This window comes from Pseudomonas sp. TH21 (genome assembly GCF_016651025.1).
Classification (GTDB): domain Bacteria; phylum Pseudomonadota; class Gammaproteobacteria; order Pseudomonadales; family Pseudomonadaceae; genus Aquipseudomonas; species Aquipseudomonas aylmerensis.
This window is the reverse complement of record NZ_JAEKEQ010000001.1, coordinates 6,373,123-6,390,693: the sequence shown is the minus strand read 5'-3', so window position 1 is coordinate 6,390,693 and position 17,571 is coordinate 6,373,123. Positions and strand designations below refer to the sequence as shown.

The following is a 17,571-nucleotide window of genomic DNA, read 5'->3' as shown; positions in this document are numbered from 1 at the left end:
TTTTTGCTTTGAATGATTCGACGCGGATGCCACTACTGCGCCGCTGAAATTTTCCGCCCTCGCAGACGACAAATCACTAACGCCTTGAGTCAAACCCTTTAAGGCTTAACAATGTGTTACTTCGTATTTCCCTTTGAGATTCATTCATGACTGCCCCCTTCCGTTTTCTCGCCTGGCTGCTGTTGCCGGCGCTGATGTCGTGCAGCTTCAACCTGTTGGCCGCGACTGCCGAGGGCGCCCCCCAGGCCCTGCATTTGCTGGACTACATTGGCGCCGACTACCCACCGACGGTGGAGGCGGGCAAGGTCATCGATGAGTCCGAATACAGTGAGCAGCTGGAATTTCTCGGCGTGTTGCAGGGCCTGGTCGCAGAGTTGCCGCAGCGTCCGGAACGCGCGGCGCTGGTAAAGGGTGTCGATGAACTCCTGGCCGCGGTAACCGCCCGCCAGGATGGCGGCGCAGTTGCACGCCAGGCGCGCCAGCTCGGTGCCCAGTTGGCGGTGGCGTATGAAGTCAGCCAGGCGCCGGCGATCACGCCCGACCCCACGCGCGGCGCACCGCTGTACGCGCAGCATTGCTCGGTGTGCCATGGCACGGCCGGCGCCGGTGATGGCCCGGCCAGCGTGGGCATGACGCCACCGCCGGCCAACCTGCGCGATGCCGCGCGCCTGGATCGCCTGAGCCTCTACGCGATCTACAACACCCTCGGCCTGGGCGTCGAAGGCACGGATATGCCGTCTTTCGCCGACCAATTGGATGATCGCCAGCGCTGGGACTTGGCCACCTACATCGCCGGCTTCACTGCCGACCCGGCTGCGGCGAAAACCGAGCAACCGTTCAACCTCGCCGACCTGGCCCGCCAGACCCCCAATGAAGTGCTGGCCGCCAACGGCCCATCTGCTGCCGCGACCTTCCGCGCCCAGCGTGCACAGCCGCCGCAGGTCAAGCGGGGCCCGGCGCAGTTGCTCGACTACACCGCCGCGACCCTGGACAAGAGCCTCGCTGCCTTCCGCAACGGCGACCATGACCAGGCCTACGACCTGTCGGTAGCCGCGTACCTGGAAGGCTTCGAGCTGGTGGAGAGTTCGCTGGATAACGTCGACGCCAACGTGCGCAAGGACACCGAGAAGGCCCTGATGGCCTATCGGCAGTCGCTGCAGGACGGTTTGCCGATCGAGCAGGTGCAACAGCGCCTGGACGTGGCCAAGGGCAAGCTCACGGAGTCTGCCGGTCTGCTCGGCAGCGATGGCCTGAGTTGGTCGTTGAGCTACATCTCCGGTTTGCTGATCCTGCTGCGTGAAGGGCTGGAAGCGATTCTGGTGCTGGCCGCGATCCTCGCGTTCCTGCGTAACACCGGCCAGCAATCAGCGGTGCGCAGCGTCAATGTCGGTTGGGGCCTGGCGCTGTTGGCTGGCTTGGCCACCTGGGCGCTGGCCGCGTATGTGATTGATGTGAGCGGCGCCCAGCGTGAATTGCTTGAAGGCTGCACGGCGCTATTTGCCAGCGTGATGGTGCTGTGGCTTGGCGTGTGGATGCACGACCGGCGCCACGCAGCGGCCTGGCAGGACTACATCAAGAGCAGCCTGGTCGGCGGTGGCGGGCGTTTCGGCTTCGCGATGCTGGCGTTCTTCTCGGTGTACCGCGAGCTGTTCGAAGTGATCCTGTTCTACGAAACCCTGTGGCTGCAGGCCGGCCCGGCTGGGCACAACGCTGTGCTGGCGGGTGGCGCCACGGCGCTGGTGCTGTTGGTGGGCCTGGCCTGGGTGATCCTGCGCGGCTCGGCCAAGTTGCCGCTGGCGCTGTTCTTCGGTATCAACGCGGCGCTGCTGTGCGCGCTGTCGGTGGTGTTTGCCGGGCACGGCGTGAAGGCGTTGCAGGAAGCGGGCATCTTCGGCACGCGGCCGGTGGCGTTCTTTGACTTTGACTGGCTGGGCATCCACGCCGATGCGTACTCGCTGGGTGCGCAGGCTGTGGCAATCCTGGCGATTGCGGTGCTGTACGGCCGCAGCCGTGTGGCCGAAAAGCGCCGAGTGGTGGCATAGGCATGCGTGTCTGGATCGATGCAGATGCCTGTCCGCGGGCGGCCAAGGACCAGGTGGTGAAGTTCGCTTTAAAGCGTCAGTTCGAGGTGGTGCTGGTGGCCGGGCAGAGCCAGATCAAGCCAAGCTTTGCTTGCGTGAAATTGATCGTGGTGCCCAGCGGCCCGGACGCGGCCGATGACTACCTGGTGGAGCACGCGGTGCCCGGTGAACTGGTGATCTGCAGCGACGTGCCCCTGGCCGACCGGTTGGTGAAAAAGGGCGTCACGGCTCTGGACCCGCGCGGCAAGGAGTTCAGCCCGGCGAACATGAGTGAACGCTTGGCGGTGCGGAACCTGTTCACTGATCTGCGTGAGCAAGGCCAGATGGGCGGCGGTCCACCGCCCCACGGGGAAAAGGACAAGCAGGCATTTGCCAATGCGCTGGATCGCCTCCTGACGCGGCTGATGCGCCAGGCCTGACGCCCCTTGTGGCAAACGGGCTTATTGTGGCGAGCGGGCTTGCCCCGCGTTGGGTGGCGCAGCCGCCCTGAAACCAGTCACCCCGTTGTGTCTGAATGACCGCGGTGCCCCACTGGGGCCGCTGCGCGCCCCAACGCGGGGCAAGCCCGCTCGCCACAATTAACGGGTCAGTCGTTCTCGTGCGTCAGCTCCAGCACGCGATCCACCAGTTTGTTGATGCCTGACGCCACCTCGCTGATGTTCTTGCCCAGCATGTACGCCGGTGTGCTCACCAGCTTGCGCGCCTTGTCCTCGACGATGTCTTCCACCGTGCATTCGTGATGGGTGGCGCCCATCTTGTCGAGGGCGGCGGCGGTGTCGGCGTCGTTACCGATGGTGCAGGTCACGCCAGGGCCGTAGATCTTCGCGGCCAGGGCAGGGGAGATGCAGATCAGCCCCACCGGCTTGCCCGCTTCGGCAAAGGCTTCGGCCAGCTCCAGCACCTGTGGGTTGACGCTGCAACCGGCGCCTTCGACGGCAAAGTTCGACAGGTTTTTCGCCGCGCCAAATCCGCCGGGCACGATCAACGCGTCGAACTCGTCGGCGTTGGCGTCGCGAATGTCCTTCACCTCGCCCCGGGCGATACGGGCAGATTCCACCAGTACATTGCGTGATTCGGGCATCTCTTCACCGGTGAGGTGGTTGATCACATGCAGTTGCGCAATATCCGGGGCAAAACATTGGACCTGAGCGCCGCGCTGGTCCAGGCGCAGCAGGGTGATCACGCTTTCGTGGATCTCTGCGCCGTCATACACGCCGCAGCCGGAAAGGATCACTGCAATCTTTTTGCTCATGGGCATTTCTCCTGGGGTCTTGGCGTTAAATGTCTACTAATTTGTCATCTGTTGCCAATGGGATCTCGCGCCGCTGCACCTAATCTTGATGTAACAAAAATAGACCGGACCAGACCATGGACTTCGTGCCTTACGCGGTACCGTTTTTCATTGCCTTGATCGTGGTGGAGCTGCTCGCCGACCGTTGGCGCGGGCAGCGCAACTACCGTGTGGCAGATGCCATCAACAGCCTCAGCACCGGCGTGCTGTCCACCACCACGGGCCTGCTCACCAAGGGCGTAGGGCTGTTGACCTACGCGTTTGCGCTCAAGCACCTGGCCGTGATCGAGCTGTCGGCCCACAGCGTCTGGACCTGGGTATTCGCCTTCGTCTTCTACGACTTCTGCTACTACTGGCTGCACCGCTGCGGCCATGAGCGCAACATCCTCTGGGCCGCGCATTCGGTGCATCACCAGAGCGAGGACTACAACCTCACCACGGCCTTGCGCCAGACCAGCACCGGCTTTCTGCTGAGCTGGATCTTCTATCTCCCCCTGGCCGTGCTCGGCGTGCCGCTGGTGGTGTTTATCAGCGTCGCGTCGCTCAACCTGCTGTACCAATTCTGGGTGCACACCCGCCATGTGCCTAAGCTTGGCTGGTTCGAATGGTTCTTCGTCACGCCGTCCAATCATCGGGCCCACCATGCACAGAACGCTCTCTACATGGATCGCAACTACGGCGGGGTGTTCATTATTTGGGACCGGCTGTTCGGCAGCTTTCAGGAAGAGGACGACAACGAGCCGGTGATCTTTGGCGTCACCACACCCCTGGCCAGCTGGAATCCGCTGTGGGCCAACCTGCAGTTTTATGCACAGTTGTGGAGTGATGCGCGGCGCACCGAGAGCGTGTGGGACAAGCTGCGTATCTGGTTCATGCGCACCGGCTGGCGACCGGCGGATGTGAAAGCGAAGTATCCGTTGGCCAAGCCGGACCTCGCCCAGTTCCGCAAATTCGAGGTGCCGCTGGACGCGCGCCAGCAGGTGTACGTCGCCCTGCAGTTTGCGGCGTATGTGGGCTTTGGCAGCTATCTGATGAATTTCGGCGAAGGGCTGCCCACGCAGGCGCTGGTGCTGGGCTGGGGCGCGATGGCGTTGGGATTGTTTACCCTGGGGGTCGCCCTGGAGAATCGCCCGTGGGCGCTGAAGGCTGAGCTGGTGCGCCTGGCGCTGAATGTGCCACTGGTGTGGCTGGCGCCGCTGGTCGGGCTATGGCCGGCCAGCAGCTTGGGCTGGCTGGGGCTGGCGAGTTACAGCCTGCTCAGCGTGATCGGCCTCTACTGCTGCAGAAGCCGGCTTACTCGACTGGTGTCTTAGGCGTCTCGACGGGGGCCGGCTCGGCGGCGAGCCGGGCCTTGGCATCCTCACACGCCTGGCGCGCAATCCTTGCGTTCTTGAAGCGGCGGCGTAGCCACAGGCCGAAGCCCAGCAGCAGCAAGGCGCCCAGCACCCACAGCTCGTACTTCTTGACGCTGCCGAGCATACCTTCCAGCACTGCGCCGAAGTGGTAGGCCGCAGCCCCCAGGGCGGCAGCCCAGATCGCGGCGCCGATGCCGTTGAGGATCAAGTAGCGCGCCGGCGGATAACCCGAAAGACCGATCGCCACCGGCATCACCGTGCGCAACCCGTAGACAAAACGGAAGCTCAGCACCCAGATATCCGGATGCTTGCGGATATGCTCCAGGGCCTTGTCGCCCATCAATTGCCAGCGCGGCTTGCGCGCCAACAGTTTGCGGCCGTGCTTGCGCCCAAGGAAATACCACAACTGGTCACCGGCGTAGCTGCCGCAGAAGGCAACCACGACCACCAGGTTGATATCCATGTATCCACGGAACGCCAGGAAGCCTGCGAGAACCAGGATGGTCTCGCCTTCGAAGAACGTGCCTAGGAAGAGGGCAAAGTAGCCGAAGTCATGCAGAAATTGTTGAAGCATGGTCTGGGTGCTGGCGAAATGAACGCGCAGCCTACGCCTTCGCGAACATTCATGAAAGTATCGAGATGTGTCACGAAGTGAACAATTCCTACATAAACGACGAATGCGACTACAGGTCGCATCGATAAGCACAACTGTCATTCCTTCGTCATAATGGCCGCTTATAACTGCAACGCTCGCCCGTAAACACGGGCTCAGGAGTCTGTCGTGAGCTTTACCCCTGCCAATCGCCTGTTCCCTGCCACCCGCCTGCGCCGCAATCGCCGTGATGATTTTTCTCGTCGTCTGGTTCGTGAAAACGTACTGACCACGAACGATCTGATCCTGCCGGTGTTTGTGCTGGACGGTGACAATCGTCGGGAAGCGGTGGCGTCGATGCCGGGTGTAGAGCGCTTGACCATTGATCAGTTGCTGATCGAGGCGGCGAACTGGGTTGAGCTGGGGATTCCGGCGCTGGCGCTGTTTCCGGTCACGCCGCCTGGGCTCAAGTCGCTGGATGCTGCCGAAGCCTGGAACCCGCAAGGCATCGCCCAGCGTGCCACCCGCGCCCTGCGCGAGCGTTTCCCTGAGTTGGGGGTGATCACCGACGTGGCGTTGGACCCGTTCACCACCCACGGCCAGGATGGCATTCTCGACGAAGACGGCTATGTTCAAAACGACATTACCGTCGACGCGCTGGTCAAGCAGGCCTTGTCCCACGCCGCAGCGGGCGCCCAGGTGGTGGCGCCGTCAGACATGATGGACGGCCGCATCCAGGCGATTCGCGAAGCCCTGGAACTGGCGGGCCACGTCAATGTGCGGATCATGGCCTACTCGGCCAAGTACGCCAGTGCCTATTACGGCCCGTTCCGCGATGCGGTGGGCTCGGCGCTGAACCTGGGCAAGGCCGACAAGGCCTCGTACCAGATGGACCCGGCCAATAGCCACGAAGCCCTGCATGAGGTGGCCGCTGACCTGGCCGAAGGTGCCGACATGGTGATGGTCAAGCCCGGGATGCCTTACCTGGACATCCTTTACCGGGTCAAAGAGGAATTCAAAGTGCCGACCTTTGTCTATCAGGTCAGCGGTGAATACGCCATGCACATGGCCGCGATCCAGAATGGCTGGTTGAGTGAAGGGGTGATCCTTGAATCCCTGACTGCCTTTAAACGTGCTGGCGCCGATGGCATCCTGACCTACTTCGCCGCCCGCGCTGCCCAATTGCTTAGAGAGCAACAATAGCCCTCACAGGAACACTCGATGAATACCGAAGGACTCTCCGAAGTTGCCGTAAAAGACGCTCACCCGGTGGTGGAACAAGTCACCGAGACCCCGCCGGAGCTGGAGCCGGCCGCGCCTGCCGTGGTGGCCGAGCCGCCTGTGCCGGCGCCGGTGGTCGCGGTGACCAACCTGGATGACAGCAGCCTGTACATCCACCGCGAGCTGTCACAACTGCAATTCAATATCCGCGTGCTGGAGCAGGCGCTGGATGAGTCCTACCCGCTGCTGGAACGGCTGAAATTCCTGCTGATTTTCTCCAGCAACCTGGACGAGTTCTTCGAAATCCGCGTCGCCGGCCTCAAGAAGCAGATCACCTTCGCCCGTGAACAAGCCGGCGCCGACGGCCTGCAGCCGCACCAGGCGCTGGCGCGCATCAGCGAGCTGGTGCACGGCCATGTGGACCGCCAGTACGCGATCCTCAACGACATCCTGCTGCCGGAACTGGAAAAACATCAGGTCCGCTTCATTCGTCGTCGTCACTGGACCACCAAGATCAAGACCTGGGTGCGCCGTTACTTCCGCGACGAAATCGCGCCGATCATCACCCCGATCGGCCTCGACCCGACGCACCCGTTCCCGTTGCTGGTGAACAAGAGCCTGAACTTCATCGTCGAGCTCGAAGGTATCGACGCCTTCGGTCGCGATTCGGGCCTGGCGATTATCCCGGCGCCGCGCTTGCTGCCACGGATCATCAAGGTACCGGAAGAGGTGGGTGGGCCTGGCGATAACTATGTATTCCTTTCGTCGATGATCCACGCCCACGCCGATGACCTGTTCCAGGGCATGAAGGTCAAGGGCTGCTACCAGTTCCGCCTGACCCGTAACGCCGACCTGGCGCTGGACTCCGAAGACGTCGAAGACTTGGCGCGTGCCCTGCGTGGCGAGCTGTTCTCGCGGCGCTACGGCGACGCGGTGCGCCTGGAAGTAGCCGACACCTGCCCCAAGCACCTGTCGGACTACCTGCTCAAACAGTTCAACCTGGGCGAGACCGAGCTGTATCAGGTCAACGGTCCGGTAAACCTGACGCGCCTGTTCAGCATCACCGGCCTGGACAGCCATCCGGAGCTGCAATACACGCCGTTCACTCCGCAGATCCCGAAACTGCTGCAAAACAGCGAAAACATTTTCAGCGTGATCAGCAAGCAGGACATCCTGCTGCTGCACCCCTTCGAGTCCTTCACCCCGGTGGTCGACCTGCTGCGCCAGGCCGCCAAGGACCCGCATGTCTTGGCCGTACGCCAGACCCTGTACCGCTCCGGCGCCAACTCGGAGATTGTCGATGCGTTGGTCGACGCAGCGCGTAACGGCAAGGAAGTCACCGCGGTGATCGAGCTGCGTGCGCGGTTCGACGAAGAATCCAACCTGCAACTGGCCAGCCGCCTGCAGGCCGCCGGCGCGGTGGTGATCTACGGCGTGGTGGGCTTCAAGACCCACGCCAAGATGATGCTGATCCTGCGCCGTGAAGCCGGTGAGATCGTGCGCTACGCCCACTTGGGCACCGGCAACTATCACGCCGGCAACGCCAAGCTCTACACCGACTACAGCCTGCTGACCTCCGACGACGCCTTGTGCGAAGACGTCGGCAAGTTGTTCAGCCAGTTGATCGGCATGGGCAAGACGTTGCGCATGAAGAAGCTGCTGCACGCGCCGTTCACCCTCAAGAAGGGCATGCTCGACATGATTGCCCGCGAGACCCAGTTCGCCCTCGACGGCAAGCCGGCGCACATCATTGCCAAGTTCAACTCGCTGACCGATCCGAAGATCATCCGCGCGCTGTACAAGGCCAGCCAGTCGGGCGTGCGCATCGACCTGGTGGTGCGTGGCATGTGCTGCCTGCGCCCGGGCATCGCCGGCGTCTCGCACAACATCCATGTGCGCTCGATCATCGGCCGCTTCCTGGAGCACACCCGCGTGTTCTACTTCCTCAACGGCGGCGAGGAGCAGATGTTCCTCTCCAGCGCCGACTGGATGGAGCGCAACCTCGACAAGCGTGTGGAGACGTGTTTCCCGGTAGAAGGCAAGAAGCTGATCATGCGGGTCAAGAAGGAGCTGGAAAGCTACCTCACCGACAACACCCACAGCTGGAGCCTGCAATCGGACGGCCGCTACGTGCGCAACACGCCAACCGGCAACCAGAACCCGCGCAGCGCGCAGGCGACGTTGCTGGAGAAGTTGGGCAGCCCGATCCTCTCGGTGAATTGAGGCTTTACCTGGCAGCATGAAAAACGGCCCTTTAAGGGCCGTTTTTTTGTGCTGGGTGTAGCCCAATTATTGTGGTGAGCGGGCTTGCCCCGCGTTGGGTGGCGCAGCCGCCCCAAAACCTGCAAACGCGCTCCGACTGACGCTCCTCGGTGGCTTGATGGGTCGGGGCCGCTTCGCGCCCCAACGCGGGGCAAGCCCGCTCGCCACAAGAAGTACGCTTGCCACCCACATAAGGCCTACTTGCCAAGACAACACGCCTGCCTACTCCAACAAGGCCCGCTTGGCACAGACAACAAGCCCTCATGCCACGCTTGCTGCCTGCTTCGAGGTCAGCGCAGGTTCAGGCTGAACCCCACCCGCGTCAGCCACTCCGCTTCCTGGGCGAAGTCCGCCTGGGTCAGTTGGTTCTCGTCCAGCCAGCCTTTCGGGAACACCACGTCGAGGCTTTCGCCGTTGGCGCGCAGGGTCACCTGGGGCATTTCCTGGGTGCCGCGGATGTGGTGGAACAGGATCGCAAAGCGCAGCAGCACGCACAGGCGGATCAGCTTGATGCCTTCGTCGCCGAATTCGGCGAACTTGTCCTTGGGGATGTTGCGGCGATGGCCACGCACCAGCAGCGCGAGCATTTGCTGGTCCTCGCGGGAGAACCCGGCGAGGTCCGAGTGCTCGATGAGGTAGGCGCCGTGCTTATGGTAATGGTAGTGGGCGATATCCAGGCCCACTTCATGCACCTTGGCCGCCCAACCCAGCAGCTCACGCCATACGCCGTCTTCGAGGTCCCAGTCTTCGGCCACCTGGTCGAATGCGTGCAAGGCTTTGCGCTCGACACGGGCGGCCTGCTCCAAGTCGACGTGATAACGCTCCATCAGCGAGCTGAGGGTACGCTCACGCACGTCCTCATGGTGGTGACGGCCCAGCAGGTCGTAGAGCACGCCTTCGCGCAAGGCGCCGTCGCAGTGGTCCATGCGTTGCAGCTCGAGGGCGTCGAAGATCGCTTCGAGGATCGCCAGGCCGGCCGGGAAGATGGCGCGACGGTCGGGCTTGATGCCGTCGAAGTCGATTTTCTCGGCATCGCCCAGTTTGAACAGCTTGCGCTTGAGCCACGCCAGGCCTTCGGCGTTGACTTCGCCGGTGCCATGACCGCCGGCTTTCAAGGCCAGGCCGATGGCACGGATGGTGCCGGACGAACCGATGGCTTCATCCCAGGTCAGGCGATGCAGGGCGTGTTCGATGCTCATGATCTCCAGGCGCGCCGCCGTGTAGGCCTGGGCGTAGCGTGCCGGGGTGATCTTGCCGTCCTTGAAATAGCGTTGGGTAAAGCTGACGCAGCCCATCTGCAGGCTTTCGCGCAGCAGTGGTTCGAAGCGTTGGCCGATGATGAACTCGGTACTGCCGCCGCCGATGTCCGCGACCAGGCGCTTGCCCGGTGTGTCGGCCAGCGTGTGCGAGACACCCAGGTAGATCAGGCGCGCCTCTTCACGGCCGGAGATGACCTCCACCGGATGCCCGAGGATTTCCTCGGCGCGGCGGATGAATTCGCCGCGGTTGCGTGCTTCGCGCAGGGCGTTGGTGCCGACGATTCGTACGGCGCCCAGTGGCATGCCGTTGATCAGTTGGGCAAAACGCTTGAGGCAATCGAGCCCGCGCTGCATGGATTCTTCATTGAGCTGGCGCTCGTCGTCGATCCCGGCGGCCAGTTGCACTTTCTCGCCGAGCCGCTCAAGGATGCGGATTTCGCCGTTCTGGGCCTTGGCCACGACCATGTGAAAGCTGTTGGAGCCCAGGTCGATGGCGGCGATCAGGGACAGATTCTTGGCTTGGGATTGCGGCATGGTTTGGGGGTCTCGGTCGATAACCTTGCCATCGTGCCACGATCGACCGCCAACGCCAACGCGTAGTGCTGCGGGAATTTCTCTCAGGTCGTCTGTAGGCGATTACTGTAGGAAATGTAGTCAAACTTTCCGCACCACTGTTAGCACAGTCGTTGGAAGCTGTAGGAATATATAACTTCGTGCTTCTGGACGGCTGATCATGATTTCGCCTACAAATTAAACGTCAGGGTTCTATTCGTTAAGTGGTTCGGGACTACTGTTGCGGCGCGCTCAGACGACAGTTTGTTTATATCACTCCCACAGTAATCACGGTGTCGTCTTATTCTTTGTTCGGGCACCAAAGCGACAGACTGTCACTCGGCAATCTTGCCGTGGTGTTATTTATTTATGGCTTGTTTATTCAAGCGCAAATAAAGGCGCCTCCTAACTTTAGATGACAGGTCGATTATGAAAAAAATTGTTGGATTGACTCTTGGTATCGCGTGCCTGGCTGGCGCCCTCAATGTTCATGCGTCCACCAGTGCCGAGCTGATTGTCAGGGGCACTATCAAGCCCACCGCCTGCAACCTCAGCATGACCGGTGGCGGGATTATCAACTACGGCGATATTCCCTCGGGCACGTTGCAGCAGACCGCCTTCAACCCCCTGGCCGAACGAACCACGCCCCTGAGCGTCAGTTGCGGCAGCACACCCATGACGTTCGGACTGAGATTTGTCGACCTGCAGTCCGCCAGCAAGGTCTCGGGGATCCTCAATGCATTGGGTTCGGGTTATACCGAAACGCATAACTATGGCTTGGGCATGGTGTCTGGTCGGCGCACCGGCGGCTTTGCGGTCACCCTCAGGGACCTGAGGACAAGCACTGCGACGCTGTTTCCGATCATGCGTGTCGGTTCCGGTGGCTGGCAGAGCAGCGACGGTAAGGTCGCCCAATCGCCCTCTCAATACTCGTGGCGCAGCGGCACTGCGATTTCCCCGGCCTCGATTCCTCAGCTGACCGGGACCATTGCGGTGCGCGCAGTCATCAACAGGGCGCAAGACCTGGACCTGAGTCGTGACATTACCCTGGATGGGCGCGCAACACTTGAGTTGAGTTACATCTAAGCGACTGAATGATAGCCGATCAGAAATGTGTGTATTTCTTGTCGGCTGTTTTATCCGGGCCTGATTATCAATCGCCAACTTATGTCGTGGGAAATACTGGGTGCTTAGTCTTTCAGTCATCAATAATGTGCGGTTGTTTTGTGCAGGTTTGTTGTTGTGTTTTAACAGTGTTGTTCTCGCGGATGGCATGTTGCCGGAAACCACCGTCGTTGTGCTTTATGAAGCACAGGGCGAAGCGACGATAAATATCAAGAATACCGACCCTGGGCCGGCGCTACTTCACTCGGTCGTGGAAAATGTGCCCGAAGACGTCGAGCCTCTGTTGATCGTGACGCCGCCCATCACACGCGTGGAGGCGGGTGAAACCCAGTTGGTACGTTTTATCGCCACATTGAAGGAACCCCTGAAGACCCAGCGATTGAAGCGGGTGTCTTTCGAGGGCATCCCCCAGGCACGCGGCCCAGGCGGTGCGACGATTGGTATCACCTTGCGGCAGAATTTACCGCTGATCCTGCACCCAAAGGATCTGCCTGTGCACGACACGCCCTGGGAACTGCTGAAGTGGAAACGTGCGGGCAAAAGTCTCACGGTCCACAACGACAGCGCCTACGTGGTACGCCTGGAGCCACAGGTGCAGTTGCTGCCCCAAGGGGGTCTCGCCACCTTGCCGCGCACCTATGTGTTGCCGGGGGAAGCGCTTGCGGTGCAGGTCGACGGCGCGCTGGAGGGCGTGACGGGCGTCGAGATCAGGCCGGCCACGCTCTACGGGTTTTCGGCGGATAGCTATCGGGCCCTGATCAATGCCGACGAGGGTTGATCGACCGATGAACAACCAGTCGAATAACAGGCGTGTGGCTTTTGTGTGGCCGCGCCGACCCACGCTATTGATGGGGATGGCGACGCTATGGGGGCTGCCCGGCTTCGCCCCGGCGCTGGAGTTGGGGGAGGGGTTCGACCTCGCGGCACTCACCACCCACGGTATCGACCCGAAGGTCTCCGACTACTTTCGCAGTGCCGCGCGCTTTCGCGAGGGCGTGCAGGTGGTGGGGCTGCAGGTCAATGGCAATCCGCTGGGGTTGGTGGATGCTCGGTTCGACGCCCAGGGGCAATTGTGTTTTACCAAGGGGCTGCTGGAAAAAGCCGGGTTGATCGAGCCTGGCCGTGTGCTTCACAAAGGCGCGACCGCGGACCAGGCTTGCCATGACTTCCTTGGCGCGTTCCCGACGACGATGGTGCGCCTGCGCCCCGGCAACGAGGAGATCGCGTTGGTGGTGCCCACCGGATCACTGCGTGAGCCGCAATGGGAGGCGGGGCAATTTGCCCGGGGCGGTGCGGCGGCGTTATTCAACTATGACGTACAGGGGTTCAACAGCTATTCGGACAGTGGACCCAATCGCTTCGTTTCGGCCTATACCGAGGCCGGCTTCAACCTCGGCGACTGGATTGTTCGCAGCCGCCAATTCTATGTATCCGACAACGGTGTGGCGCGCAACGAGCACCTGTACGCCTACGCCCAGCGGGACCTGAGTGCGTTGCAATCGACCTTCCAGGTGGGGCAACTCTCCAGCAACAACCCGCTGTTTGGTGGCCTGCAGTTATCCGGCGTGCAGTTTTCTCCCGATGGCCAATCGCGAGCGCCGGCAGGCAGTAACAACGCCGTGGTCGAGGGGTTGGCCCAAAGCCAGTCGCGCATTGAGGTGCGCCAGTCCGGCGCGTTGATTCACAGCACGCTGGTGCCCGAAGGCCCCTTTCGGCTTACCGGTTTGCCGTTGCTCAACAGCACCAGCGACCTGGAGGTCAGTGTCATCGATGTGCGGGGCGCCAAGCGCAGTTTCGTGGTGCCGGCGGCGTCGTTCGCAGGGAGTACGCCGGCGGCACCTGGGTATTATTTCTCGTTGGGCAAGGTGCGCAAGAATGCACATGAACAAGGCCCCACGCCGGTGGTCGCCATGGGCAGCGGCACGTGGGGCCTGGGACGCGATTCGTCCGCCGGCCTTGGCTTGTTGAGCACCGATGAATATTGGTCGGCAGGTGGCACCCTGGGCAGTGTGCTGTTCCAGCGGGTTTCCGTGGGGGCTCGCCATAACGTGTCTCGTGATAGCCGTGACGCGGTATCCGGGGCTCGCAGCAGCGTATCGGTGAGCAGCCCGGTCTACGCCAATGTGGACGTCAACCTCAGCGCGACCACGCAGACCCGTGGCTATCGCGAAGTCCATGAAGCGGGCCGCTCAGCCAGGGCCGATGACCTGGATGCGCGTTTCAAAAATCAGTACACGGCAGGTGTGAGCTGGGTCGACACCACCCTGGGAGCATTTTCCCTGGGCTATACCCGCAGTGCCCAGTTTGATGGGCAATCGGCCGACCATGTGTTTGCGTCGTGGAACAAATCGTTCCGGCACGCCGATGTCGCGTTGGTGGCCGACTCACAGGTGGGCGGCCGTCAGTCACGCCGTGACGGCACACGCGATGACAATCGTCGCGATGCGGCCCTGGACAATGACCTGTCCGTGCGGCTGCAGGTCAGCGTGCCGCTGGGCAGTGACCGTCGCGTGAACAGCTATATCAGTCGGCGTGGTGATCAATCCCGTGCCGGCACTGCGCTCAGTGAGCGGGTCAATGATTACGTCAATTACGAGGTGGGTGTCGAGCGTGACCTCAGTGCCCGCGAGCAATCGATGCGCGGCCAGGTGGAGCTGATGCCACGTTACACGCGGGTCGGCCTGGGCGTCAGCCAGGACCCGCTGGGCACTCTTTACAACGGGCAGTTACAGGGTGGCGTGGTGGCTCACGCCGGCGGGGTGACCTTCTCGCCGTATGCGGTGCAGGACACATTTGGCATTGCATCGGTGGGCAACATCGGCGCTGCGAAACTCGACACCCCGTACGGCCCGGTATGGACGGACTTCAGCGGACAGGCCGTGATCCCGGGCTTGCCCGCCTATACCGACAGCCGCATTGAAGTGCAGACCCAGTCCCTGCCAAAACGCGTTGACCTGAAAAACGGCACCCAAGTGCTGGCTGCCGGGCGAGGGTCGGTTAATACCGTGGCATTCGATGTGGTGAGCGTGCGCCGTGTACTGCTCACCGCCACTGATGAGCAAGGCCAAGCGCTGCCACAGGGCGCTGCGGTGTTCGACAAAAACAAGCGCTTCCTGACCAGTGTGGTGGGTGACGGCATGATCTTCCTGAATGACGTCAATGACTCGCAAGACCTCATGGTTGCACTGCCGGACTCATCCTCTTGCCGGCTCAACGTTGTTCCCGAGGCCGAGGCCGACAATGACAAGTTCTATGAGACAACCTCGGCGGTGTGCCATGTCCTTTAAGTTAAAGACCAAGTGTCTTGCCCTGTTCTGTACGGTGTTGATCGCTGAGGGTGTACAGGCTGAAAACTGCCGGCTGTCCGTCAGCCAGCCGCGTATCGACTATGGCGTCATCCGCAACGAGGCGCGTGCCGAAAGCCACTCGCTGGCCCTCGGTAAGCGCAGGGTGCAGCTCAATGTGCTGTGTGTGGAGCCCTCGGCTATCGGCGTGAGATTTATCGGCGCAGCAGACGGGCAAGGGTATCTGTTTGGCCGGCAGGGGCGCTTTCGCCTGGCTCTCCTGCAGGCGCAGGTGGATGGGCGCGTCGTCGAGTGGACGCTGGCACATCGGCCTGGTGAGACCGCCGACGGGCAGTTGTTGCCAGGCCAGGTCCTGGTGGCTCAGGCGGCCGGCAAGCGACTGACGGCTCAGGTCGAAATCGATACCGACCTGCCCACCAGCGCCCTGCAGGTACGCAGCCAGACAGTGCTGGATGGGCAGGGCCGTTTCGAACTGGTCAGTCCGGCTGCTCCACTGAGCCGATGAAGTTGGCGAACTCAGGGGTTTGCGGGTTGGCGAACAGCACTTTGGGGTCGCCCACTTCATGCACCTTGCCCTGGTGCATGAACACCAGTTTGTCGCCCACTTCCCGGGCGAAGCGCATCTCGTGGGTCACCATGATCAGGGTCATGCCGTCCTTGGCCAGTTGGCGTACCACGCTGAGCACTTCATTGACCAACTCCGGATCGAGGGCCGAGGTGATTTCATCGCACAGCAGTACCTTGGGTGACATGGCCAGGGCGCGGGCGATGGCCACTCGCTGTTGCTGGCCGCCGGACAGGCGATCGGGGAAGGCATCGAATTTCTCGCCCAGCCCGACGCGCTCCAGCATCTGCCGGGCCAGTTGGGCCGCCTTGGCTTTCGGCACTTTCTGCACCACCTGCGGCGCGAGCATTACGTTTTCTCCAACCGTCAGGTGCGGAAACAGGTTGAACTGCTGGAACACCATCCCGACTTTCTGTCGCAGGCTGCGCAGATCGGCACGGGCGGCATCGAGGTACTCGCCATCGACTTCGATCACGCCGTCGTTGATGGATTCCAGGCCATTGAGTGTGCGCAGCAAGGTGGACTTGCCCGAGCCGCTGCGGCCGATGATCGCCACCACCTGGCCTTCTTCGACGGTCAGGTCGATGCCCTTGAGTACATGGTGATCGCCGTAATACTTATGCAGGGCGGAAATTCTAAGCAGAGGCATGCAGTCTCCTTTCCAGGTAGCGGGCACTGAGGGACAAGGGGTAGCAGAGCAGGAAGTAACCGAGGGCGACCAGGCCGTAGACCATGAATGGTTCGAAGGTGGCGTTGGCGAGCATGCCGCCGGTCTTGGTCAGCTCGGTGAAGCCAATGATCGAGGTCACCGCGGTGCCCTTGATGACTTGCACCGAGAAACCCACGGTCGGCGCCACGGCAATCCGCAGGGCTTGGGGCAGGATCACGTAGCGCAGCTGTTCAAGCGGGTTCAATGCCAGGCTGGCCGAGGCTTCCCATTGCCCGTGGGCGATGGAGTCGACGCAGCCGCGCCAGATTTCGGCGAGGTAGGCGCTGGTAAACAGCGTCAGGGCAATCGCGGCTGCCAGCCAAGGCGAAATATCCACCCCGAGCAGGGCAATGCCAAAAAACACCAGGAACAGCTGCATCAACAGCGGCGTGCCCTGGAACAGTTCAATGTAGGTGCGGGCGACATTGCGCGGGAAGGCTTTGCGGCTGATGCGCATCGTCATCACCAACAAACCAATCACGCCGCCGCCGATAAACGCCACCAGCGACAGCAGCAACGTCCATTGCAAGCCGATGGCCAGGTTGCGCACGATGTCCCAGAAGGAGAAATCACTCATCGACTGTTCCTCATCACAAACCGGCGGCCGATCCAGTTCAGCAACTGGCGAATCATCAGCGCCATGCACAGGTACACCAGGGTGGTCAGGGCATAGGTTTCGAACGCACGGAAATTGCGCGACTGGATAAAGTTGGCGGCAAAGCTCAACTCCTCGGTGGCGATCTGCGAACACACCGCCGAACCGAGCATCACGATGATGATCTGGCTGCTCAGGGCCGGCCACACCTTGCCCAGCGCCGGCAGCAGCACCACATGGCGGAACGCCTCGAAGCGCGTCATTGCCAGCGCCGCAGCGGCTTCCAGTTGCCCACGGGGGATGGCCTGGATGCCGGCGCGGATGATCTCGGTGGAGTAGGCCCCCAGGTTGATCACCATCGCCAGCACGGCGGCTTGCCATTCGGTGATCTTCAGCCCCAGGGACGGCAGGCCGAAGAAGATGAAAAACAACTGCACCAGGAACGGCGTGTTGCGGATCAACTCGACGTACACCCCGAAGAACCACGCAAACGGCTGGATCTTCCACGCCCGCACCACCGCGCCGACGGTGCCCAGGGCTACCCCCAGGATGGCGCCGATGGCGGTCAGCTCAAGGGTGAACAGCGCGCCGCGCAACAGCAGGTCGGTATTGGCCAGCACCGGCACAAAGTCGAATTGATAGGCCATCAATCAGCTCCG

At 61.9% G+C, this 17,571-nt stretch carries 15 protein-coding genes; 9 read left to right on the top strand and 6 right to left on the bottom strand.

The window, feature by feature from the left end; genetic code table 11:
• Positions 1–146 precede the first annotated feature (146 nt).
• Both JFU04_RS28485 and JFU04_RS28480 read left to right on the top strand, forming a co-directional pair.
• The gene (locus JFU04_RS28485; RefSeq protein WP_201146112.1) at positions 147–2,042 is read left to right on the top strand and encodes an FTR1 family protein; all 1,896 of its coding nucleotides are present in this window, start codon (positions 147–149) and stop codon (positions 2,040–2,042) included.
• A 2-nt stretch (positions 2,043–2,044) separates the two neighbouring features.
• Entirely contained in the window at positions 2,045–2,500 is a 456-nt protein-coding gene (locus JFU04_RS28480; RefSeq protein WP_065902390.1) for a YaiI/YqxD family protein, read from the top strand.
• A 167-nt stretch (positions 2,501–2,667) separates the two neighbouring features.
• Here JFU04_RS28480 and elbB read toward each other — a convergent pair whose 3' ends face one another.
• Positions 2,668–3,333, bottom strand: a complete 666-nt coding sequence (gene elbB, locus JFU04_RS28475) for an isoprenoid biosynthesis glyoxalase ElbB (RefSeq protein WP_106802322.1) — start codon at positions 3,331–3,333, stop codon at positions 2,668–2,670.
• Between the two features lie 116 nt (positions 3,334–3,449).
• Here elbB and JFU04_RS28470 point away from each other — a divergent pair, with 116 nt between their 5' ends.
• Positions 3,450–4,685, top strand: coding sequence for a sterol desaturase family protein (locus tag JFU04_RS28470; RefSeq protein WP_106802323.1), 1,236 nt, complete (start codon positions 3,450–3,452; stop codon positions 4,683–4,685).
• On the opposite strand, the gene JFU04_RS28465 is transcribed toward JFU04_RS28470, so the two are convergent.
• Positions 4,666–5,301 (bottom strand): DedA family protein, encoded by a 636-nt coding sequence (locus tag JFU04_RS28465; protein WP_106802324.1) that lies wholly within the window; start codon positions 5,299–5,301, stop codon positions 4,666–4,668. The genes JFU04_RS28470 and JFU04_RS28465 overlap by 20 nt on opposite strands.
• Positions 5,302–5,508: 207 nt before the next feature.
• On the opposite strand from JFU04_RS28465, the gene hemB reads away from it, so the two are divergent.
• Both hemB and ppk1 read left to right on the top strand, forming a co-directional pair.
• Positions 5,509–6,522, top strand: coding sequence for a porphobilinogen synthase (gene hemB / locus JFU04_RS28460; RefSeq protein ID WP_120450458.1), 1,014 nt, complete (start codon positions 5,509–5,511; stop codon positions 6,520–6,522).
• A gap of 18 nt (positions 6,523–6,540) precedes the next feature.
• Positions 6,541–8,763 (top strand): polyphosphate kinase 1, encoded by a 2,223-nt coding sequence (gene ppk1, locus JFU04_RS28455; protein WP_065902381.1) that lies wholly within the window; start codon positions 6,541–6,543, stop codon positions 8,761–8,763.
• 329 nt (positions 8,764–9,092) lie between these two features.
• Here ppk1 and ppx read toward each other — a convergent pair whose 3' ends face one another.
• The gene (gene ppx / locus JFU04_RS28450; RefSeq protein ID WP_065902379.1) at positions 9,093–10,595 is read right to left on the bottom strand and encodes an exopolyphosphatase; all 1,503 of its coding nucleotides are present in this window, start codon (positions 10,593–10,595) and stop codon (positions 9,093–9,095) included.
• A gap of 447 nt (positions 10,596–11,042) precedes the next feature.
• On the opposite strand from ppx, the gene JFU04_RS28445 reads away from it, so the two are divergent.
• The 4 genes from JFU04_RS28445 (at position 11,043) to JFU04_RS28430 (ending at position 15,548) form a co-directional block, all read left to right on the top strand.
• Positions 11,043–11,699, top strand: a complete 657-nt coding sequence (locus JFU04_RS28445) for a DUF1120 domain-containing protein (protein ID WP_065902377.1) — start codon at positions 11,043–11,045, stop codon at positions 11,697–11,699.
• A 100-nt stretch (positions 11,700–11,799) separates the two neighbouring features.
• Positions 11,800–12,516, top strand: coding sequence for a fimbria/pilus chaperone family protein (locus JFU04_RS28440; protein WP_201146110.1), 717 nt, complete (start codon positions 11,800–11,802; stop codon positions 12,514–12,516).
• Between the two features lie 70 nt (positions 12,517–12,586).
• Positions 12,587–15,025: a fimbria/pilus outer membrane usher protein gene (locus tag JFU04_RS28435; protein ID WP_274610263.1), complete on the top strand. Its 2,439-nt coding sequence runs from the start codon at positions 12,587–12,589 to the stop codon at positions 15,023–15,025.
• Positions 15,015–15,548: a hypothetical protein gene (locus JFU04_RS28430; protein WP_201146107.1), complete on the top strand. Its 534-nt coding sequence runs from the start codon at positions 15,015–15,017 to the stop codon at positions 15,546–15,548. Before JFU04_RS28435 ends, JFU04_RS28430 begins: the two co-directional genes overlap by 11 nt.
• On the opposite strand, the gene JFU04_RS28425 is transcribed toward JFU04_RS28430, so the two are convergent.
• The 3 genes from JFU04_RS28425 to JFU04_RS28415 are packed head-to-tail and all read right to left on the bottom strand — an operon-like array spanning position 15,520 to position 17,559.
• Positions 15,520–16,257: an amino acid ABC transporter ATP-binding protein gene (locus JFU04_RS28425; protein WP_065938032.1), complete on the bottom strand. Its 738-nt coding sequence runs from the start codon at positions 16,255–16,257 to the stop codon at positions 15,520–15,522. The genes JFU04_RS28430 and JFU04_RS28425 overlap by 29 nt on opposite strands.
• Positions 16,244–16,894, bottom strand: a complete 651-nt coding sequence (locus JFU04_RS28420) for an amino acid ABC transporter permease (protein ID WP_065902373.1) — start codon at positions 16,892–16,894, stop codon at positions 16,244–16,246. Before JFU04_RS28420 ends, JFU04_RS28425 begins: the two co-directional genes overlap by 14 nt.
• On the bottom strand, positions 16,891–17,559 hold the full coding sequence (locus tag JFU04_RS28415; protein WP_017736949.1) for an amino acid ABC transporter permease: 669 nt from the start codon (positions 17,557–17,559) through the stop codon (positions 16,891–16,893). Before JFU04_RS28415 ends, JFU04_RS28420 begins: the two co-directional genes overlap by 4 nt.
• Between the last annotated feature and the right edge of the window lie 12 nt (positions 17,560–17,571).